Consider the following 23,594-nt stretch of genomic DNA (forward strand, 5'->3'; position numbering starts at 1 on the left):
AGTGCGCATTGTACCAGGGGTTGGCGATAAGAGCGCGTCCTGCTGTCGAAGGAGTGCGCTTGCCTGTTAGAATGAGGCATCAATTAACCCAAGGAGCGCGACATGACGCGTAAGAAAAAAACTCGTTCGCTAGCGGATAAGGTAACTATCCGCACTGGTCGCCGCAAAGATTACAAAAAATGGCGCCATGACAACCCTGATGCCGTGGCTCCTTCTCGCCGTTTTGTGGCTAAAAAGCAGCAACAACGCAAGCTTCAAGCCGTGCGTAAACTGGCACGCCAGCAAGACGGACAGAATATTGCCATCCATCCTGATAAAGAAGGAGACACCCCTTCAGGAGATCGTTCGTAATGCGTCTGGTCTCGTTTAATATCAATGGCATCCGGGCGCGACTTCATCAGCTTCAAGCGCTGATTGATACGCAGCAGCCAGACGTCATTGGCCTACAGGAAACCAAAGTACACGACAGTGAGTTTCCTCTGGCTGACGTTGAAGCCATGGGCTATCACATTTTTTATTACGGTCAAAAAGGCCATTACGGGGTTGCCTTAATGTGTCGGCAAAAACCCCAAGCGGTATTTTATGGCTTTCCTGATGATGAGGAAGACGCCCAACGCCGGATGATTGGCGTGCAGTTACTGGCCGATAACGGCGAAACAGTCACTGTTTGGAACGGCTACTTCCCCCAGGGTGAAAACATTGAACACCCAACTAAATTCCCGCACAAAGCGCGCTTCTATCAGCAGCTGGCAAACCTGCTACACAACCAGCACCATCCTGAAGAACAGCTGGCGATCATGGGGGATTTCAACATATCCCCGGAAGATCAGGATATTGGCATTGGCGAACCAAGCCGCAAACGCTGGTTGCGTGAGGGCAAAGCCAGCTTTCAGCCTATCGAGCGAGAATGGCTTGAAGGTATAAAAGCGTGGGGGCTTAGCGACAGCTATCGGCTGTGTCACCCAGATAATAGTGAGTGGTTCAGCTGGTTTGACTACCGCTCAAAGGGCTTTGACCGCGAGCCAAAACGCGGCCTGCGCATTGACTACATCCTGGTGTCTAAACCGCTTGCCGAATGCCTCACCGGCGCAGGCATCGATTATGAATTGCGCGGCATGGAGCGACCTTCTGATCACGCTCCTACCTGGAGCGATTTTGCGTTGACGCTTTCCCAGACGACTGACTGAGTAAAAAAGCCAAGCACATGTACGCCCCTAAGGTTGTTCGAGGGGCGTTTGTTGAGGGTTTTGCACGTCACTCTTCAAAATTTGCCAACCACTGTCCTGCCTGATCATCGCCAAGATTTGCCGCCCTGATAAGAGCCTCCTCGGCCTGATCATCTTGCCCCCAGCGGTAAGCCAGCTGCCCATATTGCCGCCAGTCTTCTGCTTGTTGAGTGCTTTCAGCAAGCGCCCTCCAAGCATTTAGCGCCTTATCAACATGCCTAGCCTGCTGCCATGCCCCCGCCAGCAGCCGTAACGTTTCCTCATCACGCGCCAACACACCTTCTTGAATAGCCGCTTCTAAGTGCTCACCTGCCCTGGCTGGCGTGCCACCCGCCAAATGCAGACGAATTAACGTTAAGCGATCTTCGAGCGTAGTGAACTTCCCCAGCTGCCATGCCATCTCCCACACGCCAGCCGCCACACCCGCCTGACCTGCTTGCTGGGCAAGCCCTGCCGCCTGACGCCAAGCATCAGGATCGCTCTGCGCATTCAAATCCCCCACCAGCCAACCGAGAGCCTGCTCGTTTTGTTCCGCATTGCGTAACACTAGCGTGGTTAGTGTCTGCTGCGTGTCCGTCAATCCACCTTTTTGTAGTAACGGAGTCAGCCATTTAGCAGCATCATCCCAGCGCTCTACTTCCACTAACAAACGAATCAGCCGCCATGCTGATTCATCGTAGTGTGGACTACCTTGAGATTGAGTTAGCCACTGTTCATACAGCGTGATAGCTTCGGGCCGCTGGTTAGCGGCGCGACGTAGCGACGCCTCATCACGCAGCCAACGCAGAATTTGACTGTTAGGCACGCTAGGCCGCTGTCGCGCACTGGCTAGCTCATCAGCAGCCGCAACGTGCTCACCTTGACGCACCAGCGCACTCGCGGCGAGCTGATGATAAAGTGCACTTGCCCACTGGTCCGCACGATTGCCACCCGCGAGGCGCGCCGCCTGGGATCGCGCATGGCGCGTAATACGCTCGAGCACATCGCTATCAGCCTCGCCGCTGGGCTGCTCAGCTAATTGGCTTTGTAAGCCATTAAGATCGCGAACAATATCACCCGGCAGCGGTTCGTTCGCGTGCGCCATGACGCTTAGCGCGCTTAATACGACGATTCCCACCCAACGCTGCATACTCTTTCCTCGACTGGCATTTTCAATGGGCTGACTCAACGAACCATTCCAACAGACCATTCCATCGGACTATCTCAACGAACTATCTCAACTGGAATTCAATGCGCTGCGTGGCGCGACGAAGCTGCTGACCGGGTTCGAACTGCCAGCGCGCGATCGCTTCGCGGGCAGCGTCTTCGAACACTCGCCTCGGCTGTGCCCGCGTCACGCGGATCGTGCCGTTATCGACACTACCATCCCGACGAATAACAAATTCCACTTCAACAAAGCCCTCCATGCCCCGCCGCTGAGCACGCGGTGGATAAGAAGGGTCTACGCGACTTGTCGGGGCAACTTGCCCAACACTGACAGGCTCATTCGATGGCGCTGGCTCTACCGCTGGCGCGGCGGCACGCTGCACTGTCGACGGCGCGGGAGAAGGCGCGACTGTTTCTGCCGGCTGTGGTGCGGGCTCAGGTTGCGGCGCCGGCCTTGGAGACGGCTTCGGCGCGGGCTGCGGGGTCGGCTCGGGCGTTATTTCAGTCAGCTCAGGCAACTCACTCTCCAACTCAACCGGCTCCACTGGCTCTTCCGGAAGCTCTACCTCAGGTAGCGCAATCGCACTATCTGCGATAGGTGCCGGCGCTGGCATCGGCATCGGCGGCGGAGTTGCTGGCGCCGCCTCAGAAGGCGCAGGCGGCGGTGCCTCTTGCTCAGGCGCCACTTCTGGCGCTTCTATCATCGTCATCGACATTGACATGATCGGTGTTTCCGGCGAGCGCTCTGGGGGCGTCACCAGTAGCGCTAACATCCAAAACAAGCCAACGGCTAAGGCAATGCCACCGAGTATCGAGAGGACATGACGAATCATGATGCACTCCGGCTCGCTGCCACGGCGATCTGATCAACACCCGCTTGTTTGAGGCGATCCATCACTTCAATCAGCAAGCCCGTCGTGGATTCCCGGTCAGCCTGGATAACAACGGAGCCATCATCACTCAGCATATCGGCAACCTGCTGGCCAATACGATGCACATCGACTGGTTTACCATCGACCCAAACAGCTCCCTCCGGCGTCACAGCAATCAGCACCTGTGCGTCAGGGCGTGGGCTTGCCGCTGCCGCTTCGGGGCGTTCAATCTCAACACCACTCTCTTTAATGAAACTGGTCGTCACAATAAAGAAGATCAGCATGATAAAGACAACGTCCAGCATCGGCGTTAGGTTAACTTCATTGCTATCAGCCGTGGCGTCTATGGAACGGCGTCTACGCATCATTCTCCTCCAAGGCACGGGCTAAGCGGTCGTGTAACCGCTGGTCTTCGCGACGAATCACGTGCTCTAAACGACTAATAAATAGCAATCCCACCACAGCAATCGCCATGCCGGTTAGCGTGGGCAGCGTGGCACGGGCAACCCCATCGGCCATGGCTCGCGCCTGATGGGTATCACTAAGAGACAGGCTATCGAAAACGGCAATCATACCGGTAACAGTGCCCAGTAGGCCTAGCAGTGGGCATAGCGCTACCAGCAGTTTGATCCATGGCAGCGGGCGGCGTAGCTTAGCAACCAGTGCCTCTGTCCAGACATTGCGTAGCGTGCGTGCACTCCAGCTACGGTGGTCACTGCGTGCCGCCCAGCGGCGGATCAATTGGCGACGGGCACGCCGCCAACTAAAGCGGTAATACCACCAGCGCTCAATTGCCATCCCAAACACCAGCACGGCAACGAATGCCAGCACTACTAAAACGGCACCACCGGCATCAAGCAGCCGCTCAACGGGCTCAAGCCAAAGAGGTAACGTGGGCATATTAGGTCACCGCTTGCGCATTAGCCGTCGACTGCGCTTCAAGATGGTCAGCTAAGGTGGCACTGGCTTCACCTTCAATGGCCTGGGTAATCAAGCGACTGCGGCTCGCTAAGGCTGTCTGAGCAAATAGTAGCGGCACGGCTGTTACAAGACCCAACACCGTTGTTACCAGCGCCTGACTAATACCACCCGCCATTAGCTGCGGGTCGCCGGTGCCAAACACGGTAATCGCCTGAAAGGTAACAATCATGCCGGTCACTGTGCCCAACAGACCCAGCAGCGGTGCCACGGCTGCCAGCAGCTTAACAATCGGCTGGCCACGCTCAATGCGCGGTAGTTCAGCCAATACTGACTCATCTAACCTTGCTTCCAGTGCTTCCGGTGTTTGGTGCTTATCCAATTCCTGGAAGCGTTGGAGCACGCGCCCCAGCGGGTTATTAGCGTTCGGCTGATCCAGCGTCTTACGCTGACGGCGCACCCGCGCACTGACGACCACTAGGTAAAGGTACTGTGCCAATGCCACTAAGAGACCAAAGCCACCCAGCGCCACCACGACGTAACCGACATAACCGCCCTGCTGGAATCGCTCCCAAAGGCTTGGCTGCTGAGCGAGAGCTTGCAGCACGCTACCTTGGGTAGGATCAATGGCAAATACTCGGCTTTGACCCTGATGATAAGTCGCCAGCACATCGCTGATTTCGGCCGGAGTATGCGGCACTTCCGCCAGGCCACCATCATCCTGGCCTTTGCTGAGCAGTGCGGTATCAGTAAACGCTGCAAAATCACCCAGGCGCACGATACTTCTCGATTCAATCTCGCCACTGGCATCGGCCACCGGTAATTCAAGTCGCTCGGCACGCCCAGTACTCAGCGTTAGCATCGCTAAACTGTCCACGACAGTTTCGATTTGTTGACGCTCCAGCACCTCGATCTCATTAAGACGCGGTGGTAACGCATCAGCATCCAGCGTTAACCAGCTGTCACCACCTAGCTCGTTACGTACCTCTTCGCTGTGCCGTGACAGATCCGCCAACAGCGAAGTGAGTGCTTCGCCCTGTTCTTCCTGGCGCGCAGCCAGCGCTTGAGCCTGTTGCGCTTGTTCCTGTTGCTGCGCGGCTAACGCGACTTGCTGTTCTTCTGCAGCTTGATGTTCAGCCCGCGCCTCTGCTAGTGCCTCATCCAACGCCTCTTGATCATCAAGGAACGACTGCAAGCGCGCTTGGTCACGCGCCTCAGCGGCTTCGCGAGCTTCACGTAACGAACCAACGCTGTCAGTTTGCGCCATTGCCATACTGCCGCCCAAAAGGCTTGCCAGTAATGCAAAACAAATGATGCTTCTGCGCGCGCCTCGCTGGCGTGTTAACAGACTCATTGCTGGCCCCCTGCGTGGTCATTAGCACTAATAGAAAGCGGTACACGCAGCAGCTCTGGCGTGCGCTGATCATCAGCAATACGTAGACCGTTACGCACCTCGCGGCGAGCGCTTTCATCAAGCGCCTGCCACTCACCGCTCGCCTTATCCCACACACCCCCTTCTCGACCATCAGGGGTTAGGTAATAAAAGCCGATTCGGCCAATGCGCAAATAGTCCACTTCACGCGGATTACCTTCTGCTAATTGCAAACGACCACGCCAGCTATCCACTTCACGGCCATACGCCAACTCGGCACGCCAAGCCTCCAGCAAATTGGCAATCCGCGTCGCACTTGCTGAAGCCTGCTGTTCAGTAGGCTGAACACGCGCTAAACGCTCGTCTTGCAGAAACGGCAGGTCAGATTCGATCCAACTAACTAGCTGCTCTGTCATATCCTGTTCAACAGCAGGCAGCGCGGCGCGCGTGTCGCTTAACGTATCGAGTGCCTGACCGAGGCGCTGCAGGCGCTTGGCTTCACTGGCCAGGCGGCCACTTAGGGCAGCATTGGATGCTTCCATCTGGCGGGTTTCCCGCTCTAGGCGGCGCAGCTCTTCAATCGCTGAACGCGTAGCGTCATCAGCCTCATCAATTTGCTGCTGAAGTGCGGACTGCGCTTGCTGGGCCTCGACACCCTGGGCCGCTTGATCGACTGTCTCATCACTTGCCATTAGCGTACCGCTGACCAGCACTCCGGCAAGCCAGCCTCCATGCAAGGCAAAGAAAGGCCTTTTCAGCACGTTACGTCTCCGTTACTGATTAGCACGTCGCCATTAACGGCGCGCTAGAAACTCATTAGGTATAATGAACGATTTGCGTTTCGTTTAAGCAGTGCATAGCCTAACACTAATAGAATAAATGACAATATTTATCATTAGCATTCAATGGCGTTTCGCTACTGACCATCACTCCACCATAAAAAAAGGGCGCCAAGTGGCGCCCTTCAGTAAAGACATGGGTTTAAAGACATAGGTTTAAAAACACAGGTTCAGCAAAAACACAGATTCCGTAAAAATACAGCAAAAGCGTTTCTAAGCAGCAACCACAACATGCTGCTTGGTCAACGGCGCCAACGGCAGCCTTAATGCTTCTTCGCGGGTTACCCAAACCGCTTCGACAATCTCCGCCCCTGCATGGACAGGCTGATCAATCACCAGACTGAACAACTGTGCTTCAATCACAGTGTCCGGCTCATTGGCTGCTAAGGCACGCTGCATGCCCAAAGGACGTAGCTGATCACTTGCTATACGTAAGCCAACTTCTTCCTCCAACTCACGGCACAGCGCTGCGATGGCCTCCTCTGCTGGCTCAATTTTACCGCCTGGCTGCATAAAAAAGCGCGTGCCCTGCTTGCGTACTAATAGCAAACGCCCCGAAGGGTCACTCACGACTGCCGCTGCTATTTTCAGCAGGTTGTGCGTCTTTTCGGTATTGCCCAGCACTGCCCCCTCCTTTCTTGCCTCATCAAACTATCAACGGCGCTGAAAAGCCGCCGACGATAAGCTTAAAACGCCCAGTCGTCGTCTTCGGTGGCAACAGCCTTACCAATCACGTAGGAAGAACCAGAGCCGGAGAAAAAGTCGTGGTTTTCATCTGCACTGGGCGAAAGCGCGGCCATAATCGTCGGGTCAACGTCGGTGACGCTGCTGGGGAACAACGGTTCAAACCCGAGATTCATCAGTGCCTTGTTGGCGTTGTAGTGAAGAAATTTCTTCACGTCTTCCGTTAAACCCACCTCATCATAGAGCGATTCGGTATAGCGCACTTCGTTGTCGTAAAGCTCTAGCAGCAGCTCATAAGCATAGTCTTTCACTTCTTGCTGGCGCTCGGGTGTGGCTTCTGCCAGTGCTTGCTGGAACTTGTAGCCAATGTAGTAGCCGTGCACGGCCTCATCACGAATGATCAAACGAATCAGATCAGCCGTGTTGGTCAGCTTGGCGTGGCTCGACCAGTACATCGGCAGGTAGAAACCCGAGTAGAACAGAAATGACTCAAGGAAGACGCTAGCCACTTTACGCATTAACGGATCGTCGGAGCGGTAACGCTCAAGAATCAACTCAGACTTCGCCTGCAGCGTCGGGTTTTCTTCACTCCAGCGAAACGCATCATCCACATCCCGCGTCGCGCACAGTGTTGAGAAAATTGAGCTATAAGAGCGCGCATGCACCGACTCCATAAAGGCGATATTGGTGTAAACCGCTTCTTCATGGGGTGTGCGTGCATCTTCCATTAATACTGGCGCGCCCACGCTGCTCTGAATTGTATCGAGCAGCGTCAGGCCAGTGAACACGCGTATCGTCAGCTGTTTTTCCTGCTGAGTCAGGGTGTTCCACGATTGAATATCGTTGGAGAGCGGCACTTTTTCCGGCAGCCAGAAATTGCTGGTCAGGCGGTTCCACACTTCCAGGTCTTTATCGTCCTGAAGGCGGTTCCAGTTGATCGCATCGACCCGCGATAGGCGTTGCATAGTGGTCATCAAAATTCTCTCACCAACATGATCTAATAAAAGCGATATACGATTACAGCGAGCAGGAGACGCAGCCTTCTACTTCCGTACCTTCAAGCGCGCTCTGGCGTAAACGGATGTAGTAAAGCGTCTTGATGCCCTTGCGCCACGCGTAAATTTGCGCTTTGTTAATATCCCGCGTGGTGGCGGTATCAGGGAAGAACAGCGTTAACGACAGCCCCTGATCGACGTGTTTAGACGCTTCAGCATAGGTATCGATAATTTTCTCAGGGCCAATTTCATAGGCATCCTGGAAATAATCGAAGTTCGCCTCATTCAAGAATGGCGCCGGATAGTAAACACGCCCCAGCTTGCCTTCTTTACGGATCTCAATTTTCGCTGCCACCGGGTGAATACTAGAGGTGGAGTGGTTGATATATGAGATAGAACCCGTTGGCGGCACCGCCTGCAGGTTACGGTTATACAGCCCGTGTGCCATCACCGATGCCTTTAGCGCCTGCCACTCTTCCTGGGTCGGTAGTGCAATACCGCTACGCTCGAACAAATGACGCACTTTCTCGGTTTTCGGCAGCCACGCTTGATCGGTGTACTTATCAAAGAAAGCGCCCGATGCGTAGGTGGAGTCCTCAAACCCTGCAAAGGCTTCGCCGTGCTCGATCGCCAGCCGGTTAGACGCACGAATCGCATGGAATGCCACGCAGTAGAAGTAGAGGTTGGTAAAGTCCAGCCCCTCTTCCGAACCATAATAAATGTGTTCGCGCGCCAGGAATCCGTGCAGGTTCATTTGCCCAAGGCCAATGGCGCGAGACTTGGCGTTACCTTCAGCAATGGAAGGTACACTGCGCAGGTTGCTCATTTCAGAAACCGCGGTCAAACCACGAATAGCAATCTCAACGCTGGTGCCAATATCGCCTGAGTCCATCACCTTAGCGATGTTCATCGAACCAAGATTACAGGAGATGTCCTGACCGACCTGGCGATAGCCAAGGTCGTCATCGTATTCGGTGGGCGTATTCACCTGGAGAATTTCAGAGCAAAGGTTGCTCATATTGATACGGCCGGCAATCGGGTTCGCACGATTAACCGTATCTTCAAACATGATGTACGGATAGCCCGATTCGAATTGCAGCTCGGCCAGGGTTTGGAAGAACGCACGGGCATTGATTTTGTGCTTACGAATACGCGCATCCGAGACCATCTCATGGTACTTCTCAGTTACGCTGATATCTCCAAATGGCACGCCATAAACCCGCTCAACATCGTAGGGCGAAAACAGGTACATATCGTCGTTGCGCTTGGCCAGCTCAAAGGTAATGTCTGGAATCGTTACGCCCAGCGACAGCGTTTTAATGCGAATTTTTTCATCGGCATTTTCACGCTTAGTGTCGAGAAAACTCAGGATATCCGGGTGGTGAGCATTTAAATAAACCGCACCGGCGCCCTGGCGTGCACCTAACTGATTAGCGTAGGAGAAAGCGTCTTCCAGCAGTTTCATAATCGGGATAATACCCGAGGACTGGTTTTCGATACGCTTAATAGGTGCGCCGGACTCGCGGATATTAGTCAGCAAGAAGGCAACACCGCCGCCGCGCTTAGAGAGCTGCAACGCGGAGTTAATCGAACGGCCAATCGACTCCATGTTGTCTTCAATACGCAGCAGGAAGCAGGAAACCAGCTCACCGCGCTGCTGTTTACCGCAATTTAGGAAAGTCGGCGTAGCTGGCTGAAAACGGCCGCTAATAATTTCATCAACCAGCGACTTGGCCAATGCTTCATCGCCACGCGCCAGCGTCAGCGCCACCATGCAGACACGGTCTTCATAGCGCTCAAGGTAACGCTTACCGTCGAAGGTTTTCAGCGTGTAGCTGGTGTAATACTTGAAAGCGCCTAAGAAACTCGGGAAACGGAATTTATAGGCGTATGCCTGCTCAAACAGCGCCTTAATGAAGGCAAAGCTGTACTGAGCCAGCATTTCTGCTTCGTAGTACTGTTCTTCAACTAAGTAATCGAGCTTCTCTTCCAACGAGTGGAAGAACACGGTGTTTTGATTAACGTGCTGCAGGAAATACTGGCGAGCGGCTTCGCGATCTTTATCGAGCTGCAATTCACCATTGGCACCGTATAGATTCAACATCGCGTTCAGCGCATGGTAATCCAGGGTACGCGCCTCGGACACCCCCGCAGTCGGCCGTTTTGTTTCTGCCGAATTCGTTGTAGCGACATTGTTAGCAGCTACGTTGCTAGAGACTGAGCTTGACGTTTCCAAAACTCTTCTACTCCTTTGCGGACCTTGGCGACATCGTCGTCAGTGCCAAACAGTTCAAATCGATAAAGCAGCGGCACCTGGCACTTTTGAGCAATAATTCGCCCTGCCAATCCGTATGCCTCACCAAAATTCGTATTACCAGCAGCAATAACACCCCGTAAAAGGTGACGATTGTGCTCATCATTTAGAAATCGAATCACCTGCCCCGGCACTGCCCCTTCGGCATAGCCGCCACCATAGGTAGGTGTCACTAATATGTAGGGCTGCTCTACGCGTGGCGTTGGTTCTTCACGGTTTAATGGCAGCCGCTGGGCGCTTAAGCCAAGCTTTTGTATAAAACGGTGGGTATTGCCTGACTTAGTGGAAAAATAAACTAATGAACGATTGCGCCCAGCTTCCACACCAGCGTTTTGCATAGCGATGTTTTACGCTAGTGCTTGAATGCGGTCAGGACGAAAACCAGACCAATGATCTTCACCTGCAACCACGACAGGTAACTGGCGATAACCCAGTGCTTCCACTTCTTCCTGGGCACCGCTTTCTGCAGTGATATCGATAACGGTATATTCTAGGCCCTGCTTATCCAGCGCACGGTAGGTAGCAGTGCATTGAACACAAGCAGGCTTGCTATAAATTTGGATATCCATGGCTATTTTTTCCTTTTCATAGCGGTGTTTTTCGGGTAGAGCATATCTTGTGCTCGCCCTCTCTGGAAGACACTACGCATACTATATATAGACCATGAGAAAATCAATTCAAGCATATATGGTATTTTTTAATCCACAGGTTATTGACAGCTCGTACCCAATATCATACCCAGCAGCCTCTCAATAGCTGCCTACGACGCAGCTCCCAGAGCCGCCCCAGGAGCGCTCTTAATAGCCCTCATAAGAGCCGCCATAAGCACTGCTTCAGAAACAGCCAACCTGCTCCAAAACAAAAAAAACCGCCCCCAATGGAAGCGGTTTTTTCCAAGGCGCCAAGTCATATCGCTTGGCACCTCTACTTATCGATGTAAGCTTAGGCGATAGCCGCCTGATAACGACGCTCAACATCTTCCCAATTAACGACGTTAAAGAAGGCTGCTACGTAATCAGGGCGCTTGTTTTGGAACTTCAGGTAGTATGCATGCTCCCAAACGTCCAGACCCAATACCGGCGTGTTGCCATGCATTAGCGGGCTGTCTTGGTTCAGGGTGTTTTCAACAACCAGCTTTTTCTCAGGTGTCACGGAGAGCCATGCCCAGCCGCTACCAAAGCGACCCAGCGCTGCAGCCTTGAACGCTTCCTTGAACGCGTCCAGACCGCCTAGCTCGGCTTCAATCGCCTTGGCCACATCACCCTGGGGCTGGCCACCGCCATTAGGTGACATCATTTGCCAGAACATAGAGTGGTTGGCATGGCCGCCGCCGTGATTAATAACGGCTTGACGCTTCTCTTCCGGTACACGATCAAGATTGGCAACCAGTTCTTCTACCGGCACGTCTTCAAGGCCTGTGCCTTCAAGCGCGGCATTCAAACTAGTGACGTAAGTATTGTGGTGACGAGAGTGGTGAATCTCCATCGTCATCGCATCGATATGCGGCTCAAGCGCGTCATAAGCGTACGGTAATTCTGGAAGTGTATGTGCCATGCTAACTTCTCCTTAAGTGGCTTTTGTTACGTTCACCTAGCTAGGTGTGGTCTTACCTCACCTTTTTCAACCATCACGGCTATAATTAATTACCGCGAGTAGCGATTATTGGCAACCGGTACGTTTTATACCCCAGTACCTTAGTCAACTATTGGCAGTTTATCGAATTCATCGTCAATAAAAAAGCCGACTTCTGATGAAGTCGGCTTTTAGCCAGTTTAGATTCAGTGGCTTATAGCTTACTTTCAAGCTCCGGCAGAACCTCGAAGAGATCCCCCACCAAGCCATAATCAGCGACTTGGAAGATCGGCGCTTCTTCGTCTTTGTTGATCGCTACAATCACTTTTGAGTCTTTCATGCCCGCTAGGTGCTGAATCGCACCAGAAATACCCACGGCAATGTATAGCTCAGGGGCTACGATCTTGCCGGTTTGACCAACTTGCATATCGTTGGGCACAAAACCGGCATCTACCGCCGCTCGTGAGGCACCAATGGCAGCACCCAGCTTGTCAGCAATGCCGTCAAGCAGCTTAAAGTTTTCGCCGTTGCCCATACCACGACCACCAGACACCACGACTTTAGCACCACCAAGTTCAGGGCGGTCGGATTGCGCCAGCTCTTGCTTAACAAAGCTAGACTGACCATTTTCAACCACTACGTCTACCGCTTCGACAGAGGCGCTACCCGTGCTCTCGACCGCATCAAACGCGGTGGTACGCACGGTCATCACTTTCAGCGCGTCGTCGCTTTTTACTGTGGCGATGGCGTTGCCCGCATAGATGGGGCGCAGGAAAGTGTCAGCACTTTCAACACCAATCACGTCGGACAGCTGGCTAACATCTTTCAAGGCAGCCAAGCGCGGCAGTACGTTTTTACCAGTGGTAGAGGCGCCGGCCAACACGTGGGTATAGTCGCCAGCCAATTCAACCAATAGCGCGCCCATTGGCTCGGCAAGCTGATGGGCGTATACGGCGTTATCGGCAACGCGAACTTTACTGACACCGTCAAGCTTTGCGGCAGCATCCGCAGCCGCTTGGACGCCTTCACCGGCCACCAGCACGTCGATATCACCACCAATCGCCTTGGCAGCAGCTACTACGTGAGCGGTTGCGCCCGCTAACTGACCTTCATGGAGGTCGGCAAGTACCAGAATGCTCATGAGATCAGCTCCTATTAAAGCACTTTGGCTTCGTTTTTCAGTTTGTCGATCAATTCATCTACCGAGGCGACTTTAACACCACCTTTGCGCTCTGCCGGGGACTCCACTTTGAGCAGACTAACCTTGGAAGCCACTTCAACCCCGTAATCAGCGGGCGTTTTGGTATCCAGCGGCTTCTTCTTGGCCTTCATGATGTCGGGCAGCTTCGCGTAACGCGGCTCGTTCAAACGCAAATCGGTGGTAACGATAGCAGGCAGAGAAAGCGCGACGGTTTGCAGGCCACCATCGATTTCGCGAGTGACATTGACCTTGTCACCGTCAACAGCAACTTCAGAGGCAAAAGTACCCTGAGGAAGGTTAGTCAGCGCGGCCAGCATTTGCCCCGTTTGATTGTTGTCGGTATCGATGGCCTGCTTACCGAGAATCACTAAACCAGGCTGCTCTTCGTCAACAACCTTAGCAAGTAGCTTGGCCACCGCAAGCGACTCAACGCGCTCGTCGGTTTCAATATGAATAGCACGGTCTGCCCCAAGCGCTAGCGCGGTGCGCAACTGCTCTTGAGCCGCCTTAGGGCCAACGGTAACGGCCACGACCTCTGTCGCAACACCCTTCTCTTTGAGGCGCACCGCTTCTTCTACGGCAATTTCGCAGAAGGGGTTCATCGCCATTTTGACGTTGGTAAGATCAACATCAGAGTTGTCCGCTTTGACGCGGATTTTGACGTTATAGTCGATGACGCGTTTAACCGCGACGAGTACTTTCATAGATTCCTCGCTTGGCTTGTGATGGAAGCCGTTAGCTTGTCTCAGCATCGTACCAACTGATGCTTCTAAAAATAGCGGCGACGTGTATTTAAATACGCCACCTTAAAAAATTCATGCAAGCGTTTGATAGGTCTGTAAATGAAAAACCCTATCAATTTGCCACAACCTAGTGACTAGCGACAACACTGATTAACTACGGCCTTGGTCGTAGCAGCGATATAAACTTCATGGATAAATGGTGCTTTTGCCATCGTAGGGGTGACCTTACAGGGGTATTATGCCTATCATGGAGCATAACCAGAAGCAAACGACCGTTTAAAATTAAGGCCATCTTTTTATAAGCTAGTTCTCATAACGCTCATTTTACGTTTGGACAGGCTAGCTTTGGTAAATAATGGCTCTTATGAGAATAAGGAGAAGCCGGGTGGAAAATGTTGAACGCGATGTCATGGACTTCGATGTAGTCATTGTCGGGGCTGGCCCCTCTGGTCTAGCTTCCGCTTGCCGCCTGATGCAACAGGCAAATCAAGCGGAACAAGAGTTGACGGTTTGTGTCGTCGAAAAAGGCTCCGAAGTCGGCGCCCATATTCTTTCTGGTGCTGTCTTTGAGCCCCGCGCACTGGCAGAGCTATTTCCTGATTGGGAAGAGCGCGGCGCACCGCTCAACACACCTGCCGTTCGTGACGATGTTTATCTATTAAAAGATGCTCAAAAAGCGCAAAAAATCCCTAATGCGCTAGTGCCCAAAAGCATGCATAACACTGGCGGCGAGCTTACCCGCTATGTGATTAGCGCAGGCAACCTATGCCGCTGGTTGGCAGAGCAAGCCGAGTCTCTTGGGGTGGAAATATTCCCTGGCTTTGCTGCCCAGGACGTGATTATCGAAGATGATGCAGTACGTGGCATCCTCATTGGTGATATGGGTGTTAGCGCAGATGGCACGCCCAAAGATGGCCATATGCCAGGCATGGAGTTGCGCGCGAAATACACGCTATTTGCCGAAGGCGCTCGCGGCCACTTGGGTAAACGGTTAATCAAAGAGTTCTCACTAGATGCTGGTCGTGACCCGCAGCACTATGGAATTGGCTTGAAAGAACTGTGGGATGTTCCCGCCGACAAACATGAACCCGGTCTTGTGCTCCACGGCTCGGGCTGGCCGCTTGAAAAAGACACTCACGGCGGCTGGTTCCTTTATCATGCGGAAAATCAGCAGGTCGTCGTGGGCCTCATTATGGATCTTGGTTATAAGAACCCCTGGCTGTCACCTTTTGATGAATTCCAGCGCATGAAGCATCACCCGGTGCTTAGCCAATATTTAGAAGGCGGCAAACGGGTTGCCTATGGTGCGCGCGCCATTACCAAAGGCGGTTTTAATTGCCTACCGAAAATGACGTTCCCGGGTGGTCTGTTGATTGGCTGCGATGCAGGCACGCTGAATTTTGCCAAAATAAAGGGCCTGCACACAGCGATGAAATCCGGCATGGTCGCTGCAGAAAGTGTCTTTGAAGCCATCAAAGGGGGTGATGAAGGTGCTCAGGAGCTAAGTAGCTTCACTGAGAAATGGCAAGCCAGCTGGGCCTATGAAGAGCTGAAAGAGAGCGCAAGCTTTGGCCCTGCTATCCATAAATATGGCACGGTAGGTGGCGGTGCTTACAATTTCGCCAATCAACTACTGGGCAATAAGCTACCCAATGTTCATGACACTACCACCGACTACGGCGCGCTGAAGCCTGCTGCTGAGTTCGAAAAAATCACTTATCCGAAGCCCGATGGCAAGTTGTCGTTTGATAAATCGACATCCGTGTTCTTGTCTAACACTAACCACGAAGAAGACCAGCCCTGCCATCTGCGCTTAGCAGACCCAGAGCTGCCGATTCGCGACAACCTGCCAACCTATGCAGAACCGGCTCAACGCTACTGCCCTGCAGGGGTTTATGAAGTGGTGGAAGATGATCAAGGCAAGCCACGCTTCCAGATCAACTTCCAGAACTGTGTCCACTGCAAAACCTGCGATATTAAAGACCCTGCCCAAAATATTACCTGGGTAGCGCCAGAAGGCGGCGGCGGGCCTAACTACCCCAATATGTAATCATCTCAACAGGTACTAGCAAGATCATACGACGCAGCCAGTTACGCTGGCTGCGCCGGTGGCTCTAGGCACTCAATCGGCGCGCGTCGAGCAATAAGACGACGCCGACCGGCCTGTGCAAAGCGCACATCGATGACAGGATCGGAGGGGTTACCTTCTACCGAGGCCACCTCACCTTCCCCAAACACGGCATGTATTAAGCGCTGTCCAGGGTAGAAGTGTGCATCAGCCCGATAACCTGCCGCTGCCTCATTGACTTGCGGCGCTGCCAGCTCAATATCCGTTCGCCCTAACCGCTCAAGATAGCGCTTCACCAAACTTGGCGATGTTACCTGCACAGCCGTGGCAGGCGCCTCTTGACGCGACAAACATGACGCCACCCGCAAACTATCCTGCCAAGCGCTTTCCGCAATAAAGCGACTAGGCCGATGAACACCACCATCGTGCAACACCAGCAGTTGCTCTTGAGCCCGCGTAATCGCTACGTAAAACAGCCGTCGCTCTTCTTCTAGCCTCTCGTCATTGAGCGGATTGTCGCGACTGTAGTGCGGAAAGTCCTCTTCATTCACTCCAGCAACGGCGACCAACGGCCACTCTAGACCTTTCGCTCCGTGTACCGTGCTAATCAGAACACCGCCAGCTTGGTTCTCTACTGGGCGCTCGAGCAGTTCAATAAACGCATCTGGATCTTTCACGCTATCGGCCTGTTCGATAAGCACATCCAATAGACGAACGTCCTCCTCGCCCTTGTCGCGTCTTGCCGCTGCCCGCTTTAAGGTTTTTTCAGCTTCAATCGTTTCCACCACATGACTCAGCAGCTTTGCAGGCGGCCAATCACTTAATTTAGGCAGCTCACATAGCAGCGCCCAGCGTTTTTTGAGCGTGCGGCGCTGCAGCGGTTTTAAAGAGGTTAGTACCGGCTCGTGGCGCTCAGGCCAGCGCTGGGTGCTGGCCAGCTGATAGGCAAGCTGCTGAAGCCGCTCACGGGCAACAAAAGGCGTTGGCTGAGAGAGCAAAAGCAAGAGTTGCTCGGGGTCGTGCAGCAGCTCTGGCTGGCGAGACAGTTTCAAATAGCCTGCTAAGGCTTGCACGAGAGGGAGTCTGAAAACGAAACGATCTTCTCGTTGAAGACGAAATGGAATACCCGCCTGTAGTAACGCCAACTGAAAAGGCACCGACAGCGCCCAACTACGCACCAGCAGACTCACATCACTCAACGCGCGCCCCTGCGCTTGCCAGTCGACTAAGGCATCGAGCAGCAGTCGACTGCCCTGACCAACAGATATATGGGTTTCAGGGTTATTAGCATCCGCCAAACAGAGCTGGTCTGGTCGGCGTTGATTAGCCATGATGGCATGGTTTGCGGTTAGCGCCAGCGCGTGGCCATGACGAAACGTGATCGAGAGCGGGTAGTCTGTGGCGCTGCCAAACGTGGCAGTAAAGTTCTCCAGCATGGTGTCCGGGCGTGCGCCCCGCCATTCGTAGATGCACTGATTTGCATCACCTACCGCCATTACACTGGCGCTGGAACCCGCCAATACCGCCAGCAACCGCTGCTGGGCAGTATTAATATCCTGGTATTCATCAATGATCACATGGTCAAGAAAACCTTCCACACGACTGCGCAAGGTCTGTTCAGCTTCTAACACTTGCAGGGGCCGATAAAGCAAATCAGCGTAGGTCATGACGCCTTCAACGTGCAGCAGCCGTTCAGCTTCATCAAATGCGCTGGGGAAGTAGTCAGTATCCGGCTCGTAATTAAGACGCTTATAAAGCACATCAGCCGATAGCATTTCGGCTTTTACCAGCCCACAAAAGTGAGCAAGCGCTTCTAATCGGTCACCTTCGATAGCCGCATCGCGACGCTCAACGGCATCGTGAAGCACATTCAAGCTCGCCTGGCGTAAAAGGCGCTCTAGCTGCCAATCAGCAGACAGCAGGCGTCTCGGCGCAAGCGCCCCCCAGCGACATAGGCTCTGCGTCAGCCGATGACCAAGTGAGTGAAAGGTCCGCACATCTGGCAACGCTTGCCCCTGAGGTGCCATGCTGATCAGGCGGCGTTGAAAGTCGTCTCGCGCTGAGCGGTTAAACATCAGCACCAGCATACGCTTCGGCGACACACCCGACGCCAGCAAGTGGAGCACTCTTGCCGCCATAGTGGTGGTCTTGCCCGCTCCTGCGACAGCCGCTACGCGGGCATGCCCCTCGCGATGATGGACAACGGCTTGCTGTTCAGCGGTTAACTTCACGTCACCTCGCCTGGCATCGCATCATTGGCATTAAACTGACCTAAGACATGCCAAGACCCTGCGCTATACAGTCGGCATTGGCATTCACCGTCGTCTGCTTCGCTCAGCGTGGCCTGCTCTACCAACCGATAATACACATTACGATGCAAGCGAGCCGCCAGCCCAAAACGCACGGCACACTCAGGGGCAAAGACACCCTCAGGCGTTTTGGAGAGACTAAGCGGATGCTCTGCATCCACACGCACAACGTCATCGAACTGGGTCGTCAACCACCAAGCATCATCGTAAAAATCTGCTTCAACCGCCACGAACGGACAGTCAACCACGGTGACACGCCAACGCTCAACAGGCGTTACCAGGCAATAGCCATCGGCATCGCGGCGTAAGAGACTCGCTAATAACCGTGGTATGGCAAGGCGCTCAAACGGCTTTCCTTCATGCAGCCACGTACCATCAGCCTGAATAACGATATCGATATCGCCGTTTAGGGCTGGCTGCCACTGATCAACGGGGGGAATCGCCGCCGCGCCGTCAAATTGCTGCATAAGCCGATCAATATTCATCGCTTACCTCCCAGGCTGTGCTTGCAGCACTTATACCACTAAACCAGACTGCGCCAACGCTTGCTTTACGTTATCAGGTGCATCGGGCACGGCAGCGCGGAACAGATGATAAAAATTGGCAGTGGTTTGCATCGCCACTTCATCAACGCTGATTCCTCGCTCTTTAGCGATACACTCTGCCACCTCAACTACCCAAGCGGGTTCGTTGGGTTTGCCACGATAAGGAACAGGCGCCAAATAAGGGCTATCGGTTTCAATCAGCAGCCGATCAAGCGGCAGTTTTCTGGCCAGCTCCCTAAGCGATCCCGCATTACGGAAGGTAATAATACCCGATAGCGAGATATAGAACCCAAGCCGCACCGCTTCACGCGCCATATCTAAATCTTCAGTGAAGCAGTGCAATACACCACCTACCTCTGGATTAGTGTGCTCACGCAGCAATGCTAAGGTGTCTTCTTTCGCTTCACGGGTATGAATAATTACCGGCAGCTCTAGCTCATTGGCCGCAATTAAATGGCGCTTAAATCGCTCGCTCTGAACCTCTACGGGCACGCTGTCCTGATAGTGATAATCCAGCCCTGTTTCACCGATGGCGACGGCACCGTACTGCTCAGCAGCATCAACAATATCGCTGACGCCTGGCTCTTTCGGAGCCTGATGAAGTGGATGCAGTCCCGCCGAAATAACCACGTCGTGGTGCTCACGAGCGATTGCCGCCAACTCCGGCATCTCCTCAAGCGTCACCGCAACAGCTAAGAACTGGCTCACATTAGCAGCACGAGCAGCCGCCAGCGTTGCGGCAATATCACCGTTGTGGGTTAGCTCAGATAAACGGTCTAAATGGCAGTGGGAATCAACAAACATGCAACTCTCTTAAATTCTCGTCAACAGGTGAAGGGCAGGCTTTGTACAGTGGTATTGCGGTGCTAACTCGCGGCTATCAAAGCGTAAAGGACGGAGGTGCTTTATCTAACTGGCCGGCCAACAACGTTTCAATGCGATCACGTACGGAGTAGTCCTGCTGGCTGAAATGCACCCCAATACCGGGCATTCGCTGTCCACTCACGCCCTCAGGAGAAACCCACACAACATGGCCGGAGATAGCAAGAGGTTCACTCTCTCCTGGTAGGGTCAGCAATAGATAAACCTGCTGTCCAAGCCGATAGAGCGTTTTAGTCGGAACAAAAATACCGCCTCTATCTAGAAAAGGCATATACGCGGAAAGCAACGTCGGCATATCAGGGATTGTCAAAGAAAGTGCTTTTTGAACCGTCATAATAGCCTCGTTGGCAATCCCCGTTTGGCAACCATCCTAGGAGCGCAGCAGCGCCGACCAGCGCACCAGCCACGCTTCAAGCACTAGCTGAGGGTTAGGATTAGCACCGACTGCGAATAAACGGCGCTGCTCTCGGGCATAATCTAGTAACCGGAACCAATCCTGCACCCGTCCATTTTTCATCGCTTGACGGTATAACGGCTCTAAATCAGGGTTATGCAGCACCGAGGTTTCGCCAGACAAACCCAGCCGGATCAAGTCTTCAAGCCAAGCAATACCGTACCACAAGATGCCATCAATGGCCTGACGATCAAGCCTAGCAGCTTCTGAAACAGGCTCAGCACCGCGCACCAACTGTTCGAAGCTGTCATGAATTTGATGGCGAAGAGCGCGTTCCTGCGGCGTTGCCAACTCCACAGCAAGCAGCGGCAAGCCACCCGACACTCGCCACCAAAAGTATGCTTCGTCGCTGCCAAGTTTTTCAGTCAGCCAGCCCTGGCAATCATTAAAGGACACGCTGGCTAATGGCCATTGCTGACAGCGGGAGCGAATCGTCGGCAGCGTGCGCGAAGGGACATCTGATAGCAAAATAAATAGCGTTTTATCACCAGGCTCTTCAAGACTTTTGAGCAGTGCGTTTGCCGCCGCAATATTCATTGCTTCCGCGGGAGAGATCACGATCACTCGATAACCGCCCTGCTGCGCGGTTTGCGAAACAAAGCGATTTACATCACGTATGGGGTCAATGCGAATCTGACGCTTACCCTCTTCTGGAGAAATGCGCATCAAGTCGGGGTGATAGCCTGAAGCCAGCATGGCACAGCTATGACAGTGACCACAGGCTAGCTCGCCAGGCTGGGCGCATAACGTCCGAGCAATCAACGCTTCCGCCAACTGCTGCTTGCCAACGCCGTGGGCACCACTGATCAGCAGGGCGTGCGGCAAGCGCCCTTCATTGGCGAGACGAACCAACTGCTGCCACGTCGACTGATGCCAAGGCAGCACTCCCGTTATTGCCATATAGCTATTCGCTCTTCTAGCGCTTGAGCTAGAGACGCCTGGACTTGATCAAGCGCTTGCCCCGCATCAACAATGGCAAAACGCTGAGAGGCGGCAGCGGCACGCTCTAAGTAAGCCCGCCGCACTGCTTCGAAAAAGGTTACTTGCTCTTGTTCAAAGCGATCACGCTGCGTTTGCTGGTCTCTTAAACGCCCTTCAAGACGCTCTTTCGCAGCCTCAGGTGACATATCTAGTAACAGGGTAAGATCTGGGGAGAGACCTTTTTGCACGAACTGTTCCAGTTGCGCAATCCGATCTGTTTCAATACCGCGGCCACCACCTTGGTAAGCAAAGGTAGCGTCGGTAAAACGATCACAGATCACCCAAGCACCGCGTTCAAGGGCTGGCACTATTTTTTGCGCTAAATGCTGGGCTCGCGCGGCAAACATTAATAGCAATTCGGCATCGCTGTGCAAGGGCTCATCGAAAGAGGGATCAAGCAGCAATCCTCGAATCGCTTCAGCGCGTGGCGTCCCCCCGGGCTCACGGGTTCGCACAACCTCTATCCCGCGCTCTTGTAGCCATGCCTCTACAAACGCCACGTTAGTAGATTTTCCGACTCCCTCACCACCTTCAAGGGTGATGAAGCGTCCGCGCTTGCTCATTGAAGCCCCTTACTCAGTAAATTCGAAAAAAACACATCGCAGTTAAACAATGACTCAACCTAATTAGCGATTACGAATATAGCGATTAACCGCATTATTGTGCTCACGTAACGTACGTGAAAAATGGTGGGTACCATCACCGCGCGAGACGAAGTAAAGCGTTTCTCCGGGTAGCGGACTCACAGCCGCCTCAAGGGAGGCGCGCCCGGGTAAGGCAATCGGCGTTGGTGGCATACCGTCAATCACATAAGTGTTATAGGGAGTCGCCTCACGTAAATCCGCACGCGTAATTCTGCCTTCATAGCGCTCGCCCATGCCATAAATGACGGTGGGATCTGTCTGCAAGCGCATCCCCTGCTCCATACGACGTTTAAAGACGCCTGCAATCTCCCGACGCTCTTCCGGCGCGCCTGTTTCACGCTCAATGAGCGATGCCATGATAAGCGCTTCATAAGGTGTCTCGATGGTCAGGTCATCATCACGCTCGTCCCAGACCTCTTCTAGAATCTGCTCCATGCGGGAAAGCGCCTGACGTAGAATATCAACGTCACTCATACCCAGGTGATAGCGGTAGGTATCAGGGAAAAACCAGCCCTCAGGAAAAGTCCCCTCTCGATCCAACAATGACATAATCTCGTCGTCACTTAACGCTACCGTCCGATTCTCAAGTTTTGGCGCACTGTCCAATAGCTCGCGCATCTGGCGGAACGTCCATCCTTCGGGAATTGTTAACGGATAAGTGACAACGTTATTGCTACCCAATAGGGCAATCAGTTCAAGGCCACTCATGCCTGGGGTTAACTGATACTCGCCCACCCGTAAGCGTGGTACGCGCTCAGGCTCAACACGCGCCAATAGTTGAAATGCCCAAGCATCTTTAATAAAGCCCTGGCTTTCCAGCTCTCGAACGACCTGATTGAACCCAGCCCCTGCAGGAACCTGATAAAGCGCAGGCTCCTCGAGTGTGACCGGTGCCGATAGGCGCTGCTGCCAGTAAACATAGCCGCCCGCAACGGCTGCTAATCCAACCACGACCACGACACCTGCAGCAGCTAAAAACCGTTTCACCATGACACCTCAATAATGTTGATAAAATTCTGCCTAACGGGATGTCGGCGAATAGCCAAGCAAGCCATGGCCTATTGCTTGCAGCTTATCTTGACCTCGCGGCGGCCAGGACTGCAGGACTTCACCTGTTTCGCTTAACAGCTTATTCACTGGCCACACACCTTGTACCGAGTTAGCTACCCAAAGACGCTCAACCTCATGGATAGCGTTCAACGCAATAGGAGCTTCCTGCACGACGCCATAATCCAATAATGCGGCTCGCAGCGTACCCGCCACGCCGCACTGCGACAATAGAGGTGTGAAGAGCACTCCCGCTTGCTGCCAAAAGACATTCATACTGGTGGCCTCCACCAGCCAACCATCAGTATCGCCAAGCAACCCCTCAGCGATGGCCGGGTCACTCCACTCCTGGCGCGCGAGCACATTTTCCAATCGATTCAGGTGTTTAATGCCTGCTAAAAGCGGCTGATGCCCCAAACGCAACTGACAAATCCGTACGTTAACTCCCTCATGCCAGCGGTCGCTATTTACCACAAAAGGTGTTCGACGGCTAAGCAAGCGAGGCTGAGAAGTATCCGGCGTCGCGTAACCCCTCCCACCACTTCCTCGGGTTAGGATTAGTTTGAGTATTTCAAGCTTGGCGTTAGACGGAGATTGCCAAGTGGCGACCAACTGCTCCATGGAAGGCAACGGAATATTTAAACGCTGACAGCCCAGCCGTAAACGCGCGTAATGATACTCCCACAATACAGGGGCACCAGCGCGCAGCAGCACTGTTTCAAATACTCCGTCACCATACGCAAGCCCTCGGTCGTCAAACGGCACCTGGGGCATTGGCATCG

25 protein-coding genes are annotated in these 23,594 nt (G+C 53.6%); 3 read left to right on the forward strand and 22 right to left on the reverse strand.

Translation table 11 applies throughout. The annotated features are described in order from the left end of the window. Positions 1–102: 102 nt before the first annotated feature. Both IR195_RS12185 and xthA read left to right on the forward strand, forming a co-directional pair. Complete coding sequence (locus IR195_RS12185) at positions 103–351, forward strand: hypothetical protein (RefSeq protein WP_172421054.1); 249 nt, start codon at positions 103–105, stop codon at positions 349–351. After that, entirely contained in the window at positions 351–1,187 is an 837-nt protein-coding gene (gene xthA, locus IR195_RS12190; RefSeq protein WP_206047681.1) for an exodeoxyribonuclease III, read from the forward strand. The genes IR195_RS12185 and xthA overlap by 1 nt, the downstream gene beginning before the upstream one ends. Before the next feature lie 67 nt (positions 1,188–1,254). Here the strand turns inward: xthA and IR195_RS12195 are convergent, their stop codons facing one another. The 14 genes from IR195_RS12195 to IR195_RS12260 form a co-directional block, all read right to left on the reverse strand. Further along, positions 1,255–2,355: a hypothetical protein gene (locus tag IR195_RS12195; protein WP_172421055.1), complete on the reverse strand. Its 1,101-nt coding sequence runs from the start codon at positions 2,353–2,355 to the stop codon at positions 1,255–1,257. Between the two features lie 82 nt (positions 2,356–2,437). Next, positions 2,438–3,205 (reverse strand): TonB family protein, encoded by a 768-nt coding sequence (locus IR195_RS12200; protein ID WP_125748930.1) that lies wholly within the window; start codon positions 3,203–3,205, stop codon positions 2,438–2,440. Then, the gene (locus IR195_RS12205; RefSeq protein WP_125748933.1) at positions 3,202–3,609 is read right to left on the reverse strand and encodes an ExbD/TolR family protein; all 408 of its coding nucleotides are present in this window, start codon (positions 3,607–3,609) and stop codon (positions 3,202–3,204) included. The genes IR195_RS12200 and IR195_RS12205 overlap by 4 nt, the downstream gene beginning before the upstream one ends. Continuing rightward, a complete protein-coding gene (locus tag IR195_RS12210) occupies positions 3,602–4,144 on the reverse strand; it encodes a MotA/TolQ/ExbB proton channel family protein (RefSeq protein ID WP_125748936.1) in 543 nt (180 codons plus the stop codon). The genes IR195_RS12205 and IR195_RS12210 overlap by 8 nt, the downstream gene beginning before the upstream one ends. 1 nt (position 4,145) lies before the next feature. Next, complete coding sequence (locus IR195_RS12215; RefSeq protein ID WP_206047682.1) at positions 4,146–5,516, reverse strand: MotA/TolQ/ExbB proton channel family protein; 1,371 nt, start codon at positions 5,514–5,516, stop codon at positions 4,146–4,148. Then, the gene (locus IR195_RS12220) at positions 5,513–6,295 is read right to left on the reverse strand and encodes a DUF3450 domain-containing protein (protein WP_206047683.1); all 783 of its coding nucleotides are present in this window, start codon (positions 6,293–6,295) and stop codon (positions 5,513–5,515) included. The genes IR195_RS12215 and IR195_RS12220 overlap by 4 nt, the downstream gene beginning before the upstream one ends. A gap of 291 nt (positions 6,296–6,586) precedes the next feature. Further along, positions 6,587–6,997 (reverse strand): NUDIX hydrolase, encoded by a 411-nt coding sequence (locus IR195_RS12225; RefSeq protein ID WP_241006717.1) that lies wholly within the window; start codon positions 6,995–6,997, stop codon positions 6,587–6,589. A gap of 62 nt (positions 6,998–7,059) precedes the next feature. Further along, positions 7,060–8,031: a class 1b ribonucleoside-diphosphate reductase subunit beta gene (gene nrdF, locus IR195_RS12230; RefSeq protein ID WP_038485235.1), complete on the reverse strand. Its 972-nt coding sequence runs from the start codon at positions 8,029–8,031 to the stop codon at positions 7,060–7,062. Positions 8,032–8,074: 43 nt separating this feature from the next. Next, positions 8,075–10,198, reverse strand: coding sequence for a class 1b ribonucleoside-diphosphate reductase subunit alpha (gene nrdE / locus IR195_RS12235; protein WP_206049790.1), 2,124 nt, complete (start codon positions 10,196–10,198; stop codon positions 8,075–8,077). A 56-nt stretch (positions 10,199–10,254) separates the two neighbouring features. Next, complete coding sequence (gene nrdI, locus IR195_RS12240) at positions 10,255–10,704, reverse strand: class Ib ribonucleoside-diphosphate reductase assembly flavoprotein NrdI (RefSeq protein ID WP_125748944.1); 450 nt, start codon at positions 10,702–10,704, stop codon at positions 10,255–10,257. Between the two features lie 9 nt (positions 10,705–10,713). Continuing rightward, positions 10,714–10,935 carry a glutaredoxin-like protein NrdH gene (gene nrdH, locus IR195_RS12245; RefSeq protein ID WP_009722061.1) on the reverse strand — a complete coding sequence of 74 codons (222 nt, stop codon included), beginning with the start codon at positions 10,933–10,935 and terminating at the stop codon, positions 10,714–10,716. Between the two features lie 373 nt (positions 10,936–11,308). Beyond that, a complete protein-coding gene (locus IR195_RS12250; protein ID WP_089037765.1) occupies positions 11,309–11,920 on the reverse strand; it encodes a superoxide dismutase in 612 nt (203 codons plus the stop codon). Between the two features lie 232 nt (positions 11,921–12,152). Then, positions 12,153–13,079, reverse strand: coding sequence for an electron transfer flavoprotein subunit alpha/FixB family protein (locus IR195_RS12255; RefSeq protein ID WP_203463240.1), 927 nt, complete (start codon positions 13,077–13,079; stop codon positions 12,153–12,155). Between the two features lie 14 nt (positions 13,080–13,093). Continuing rightward, positions 13,094–13,843: an electron transfer flavoprotein subunit beta/FixA family protein gene (locus IR195_RS12260; protein ID WP_038485245.1), complete on the reverse strand. Its 750-nt coding sequence runs from the start codon at positions 13,841–13,843 to the stop codon at positions 13,094–13,096. A 424-nt stretch (positions 13,844–14,267) separates the two neighbouring features. On the opposite strand from IR195_RS12260, the gene IR195_RS12265 reads away from it, so the two are divergent. Next, a complete protein-coding gene (locus IR195_RS12265) occupies positions 14,268–15,932 on the forward strand; it encodes an electron transfer flavoprotein-ubiquinone oxidoreductase (protein ID WP_125748949.1) in 1,665 nt (554 codons plus the stop codon). Positions 15,933–15,973: 41 nt separating this feature from the next. Here the strand turns inward: IR195_RS12265 and IR195_RS12270 are convergent, their stop codons facing one another. The 8 genes from IR195_RS12270 to pabC all read right to left on the reverse strand — a co-directional run bounded on the left by IR195_RS12270 (position 15,974) and on the right by pabC (position 23,592). After that, positions 15,974–18,181 (reverse strand): ATP-dependent helicase, encoded by a 2,208-nt coding sequence (locus IR195_RS12270; RefSeq protein WP_206047684.1) that lies wholly within the window; start codon positions 18,179–18,181, stop codon positions 15,974–15,976. Next, positions 18,178–18,744, reverse strand: coding sequence for a DUF1285 domain-containing protein (locus IR195_RS12275; RefSeq protein WP_206047685.1), 567 nt, complete (start codon positions 18,742–18,744; stop codon positions 18,178–18,180). The genes IR195_RS12270 and IR195_RS12275 overlap by 4 nt, the downstream gene beginning before the upstream one ends. A 30-nt stretch (positions 18,745–18,774) precedes the next feature. Further along, on the reverse strand, positions 18,775–19,608 hold the full coding sequence (locus IR195_RS12280) for a TatD family hydrolase (protein ID WP_206047686.1): 834 nt from the start codon (positions 19,606–19,608) through the stop codon (positions 18,775–18,777). A 76-nt stretch (positions 19,609–19,684) separates the two neighbouring features. Beyond that, on the reverse strand, positions 19,685–20,020 hold the full coding sequence (locus tag IR195_RS12285) for a PilZ domain-containing protein (RefSeq protein WP_125748958.1): 336 nt from the start codon (positions 20,018–20,020) through the stop codon (positions 19,685–19,687). A 36-nt stretch (positions 20,021–20,056) separates the two neighbouring features. Further along, positions 20,057–21,040 (reverse strand): DNA polymerase III subunit delta', encoded by a 984-nt coding sequence (locus tag IR195_RS12290; RefSeq protein WP_206047687.1) that lies wholly within the window; start codon positions 21,038–21,040, stop codon positions 20,057–20,059. Continuing rightward, positions 21,031–21,684, reverse strand: a complete 654-nt coding sequence (gene tmk / locus IR195_RS12295) for a dTMP kinase (RefSeq protein ID WP_206047688.1) — start codon at positions 21,682–21,684, stop codon at positions 21,031–21,033. Before tmk ends, IR195_RS12290 begins: the two co-directional genes overlap by 10 nt. Before the next feature lie 63 nt (positions 21,685–21,747). Continuing rightward, the gene (gene mltG / locus IR195_RS12300) at positions 21,748–22,755 is read right to left on the reverse strand and encodes an endolytic transglycosylase MltG (RefSeq protein WP_206047689.1); all 1,008 of its coding nucleotides are present in this window, start codon (positions 22,753–22,755) and stop codon (positions 21,748–21,750) included. A 30-nt stretch (positions 22,756–22,785) separates the two neighbouring features. Further along, positions 22,786–23,592, reverse strand: coding sequence for an aminodeoxychorismate lyase (pabC, locus tag IR195_RS12305; RefSeq protein WP_206047690.1), 807 nt, complete (start codon positions 23,590–23,592; stop codon positions 22,786–22,788). Positions 23,593–23,594: the final 2 nt, after the last annotated feature.

It is taken from the genome of Vreelandella venusta, from assembly GCF_015689495.1.
Lineage (GTDB): Bacteria > Pseudomonadota > Gammaproteobacteria > Pseudomonadales > Halomonadaceae > Vreelandella > Vreelandella venusta.

Excerpts from the sequence above, each read along its gene's own strand:
- nrdH (WP_009722061.1), bottom strand. The coding sequence starts at position 10,935 with ATGGATATCCAAATTTATAGCAAGCCTGCTTGTGTTCAATGCACTGCT.
- IR195_RS12185 (WP_172421054.1), top strand. The coding sequence starts at position 103 with ATGACGCGTAAGAAAAAAACTCGTTCGCTAGCGGATAAGGTAACTATC.
- IR195_RS12280 (WP_206047686.1), bottom strand. The coding sequence starts at position 19,608 with ATGTTTGTTGATTCCCACTGCCATTTAGACCGTTTATCTGAGCTAACC.
- IR195_RS12210 (WP_125748936.1), bottom strand. The coding sequence starts at position 4,144 with ATGCCCACGTTACCTCTTTGGCTTGAGCCCGTTGAGCGGCTGCTTGAT.
- nrdI (WP_125748944.1), bottom strand. The coding sequence starts at position 10,704 with ATGCAAAACGCTGGTGTGGAAGCTGGGCGCAATCGTTCATTAGTTTAT.
- IR195_RS12290 (WP_206047687.1), bottom strand. The coding sequence starts at position 21,040 with ATGGCAATAACGGGAGTGCTGCCTTGGCATCAGTCGACGTGGCAGCAG.
- IR195_RS12260 (WP_038485245.1), bottom strand. The coding sequence starts at position 13,843 with ATGAAAGTACTCGTCGCGGTTAAACGCGTCATCGACTATAACGTCAAA.
- IR195_RS12205 (WP_125748933.1), bottom strand. The coding sequence starts at position 3,609 with ATGCGTAGACGCCGTTCCATAGACGCCACGGCTGATAGCAATGAAGTT.
- tmk (WP_206047688.1), bottom strand. The coding sequence starts at position 21,684 with ATGAGCAAGCGCGGACGCTTCATCACCCTTGAAGGTGGTGAGGGAGTC.
- mltG (WP_206047689.1), bottom strand. The coding sequence starts at position 22,755 with ATGGTGAAACGGTTTTTAGCTGCTGCAGGTGTCGTGGTCGTGGTTGGA.
- IR195_RS12195 (WP_172421055.1), bottom strand. The coding sequence starts at position 2,355 with ATGCAGCGTTGGGTGGGAATCGTCGTATTAAGCGCGCTAAGCGTCATG.
- xthA (WP_206047681.1), top strand. The coding sequence starts at position 351 with ATGCGTCTGGTCTCGTTTAATATCAATGGCATCCGGGCGCGACTTCAT.
- IR195_RS12285 (WP_125748958.1), bottom strand. The coding sequence starts at position 20,020 with ATGACGGTTCAAAAAGCACTTTCTTTGACAATCCCTGATATGCCGACG.
- IR195_RS12275 (WP_206047685.1), bottom strand. The coding sequence starts at position 18,744 with ATGAATATTGATCGGCTTATGCAGCAATTTGACGGCGCGGCGGCGATT.
- nrdF (WP_038485235.1), bottom strand. The coding sequence starts at position 8,031 with ATGACCACTATGCAACGCCTATCGCGGGTCGATGCGATCAACTGGAAC.
- IR195_RS12200 (WP_125748930.1), bottom strand. The coding sequence starts at position 3,205 with ATGATTCGTCATGTCCTCTCGATACTCGGTGGCATTGCCTTAGCCGTT.
- IR195_RS12215 (WP_206047682.1), bottom strand. The coding sequence starts at position 5,516 with ATGAGTCTGTTAACACGCCAGCGAGGCGCGCGCAGAAGCATCATTTGT.
- pabC (WP_206047690.1), bottom strand. The coding sequence starts at position 23,592 with ATGCCAATGCCCCAGGTGCCGTTTGACGACCGAGGGCTTGCGTATGGT.
- IR195_RS12255 (WP_203463240.1), bottom strand. The coding sequence starts at position 13,079 with ATGAGCATTCTGGTACTTGCCGACCTCCATGAAGGTCAGTTAGCGGGC.
- IR195_RS12250 (WP_089037765.1), bottom strand. The coding sequence starts at position 11,920 with ATGGCACATACACTTCCAGAATTACCGTACGCTTATGACGCGCTTGAG.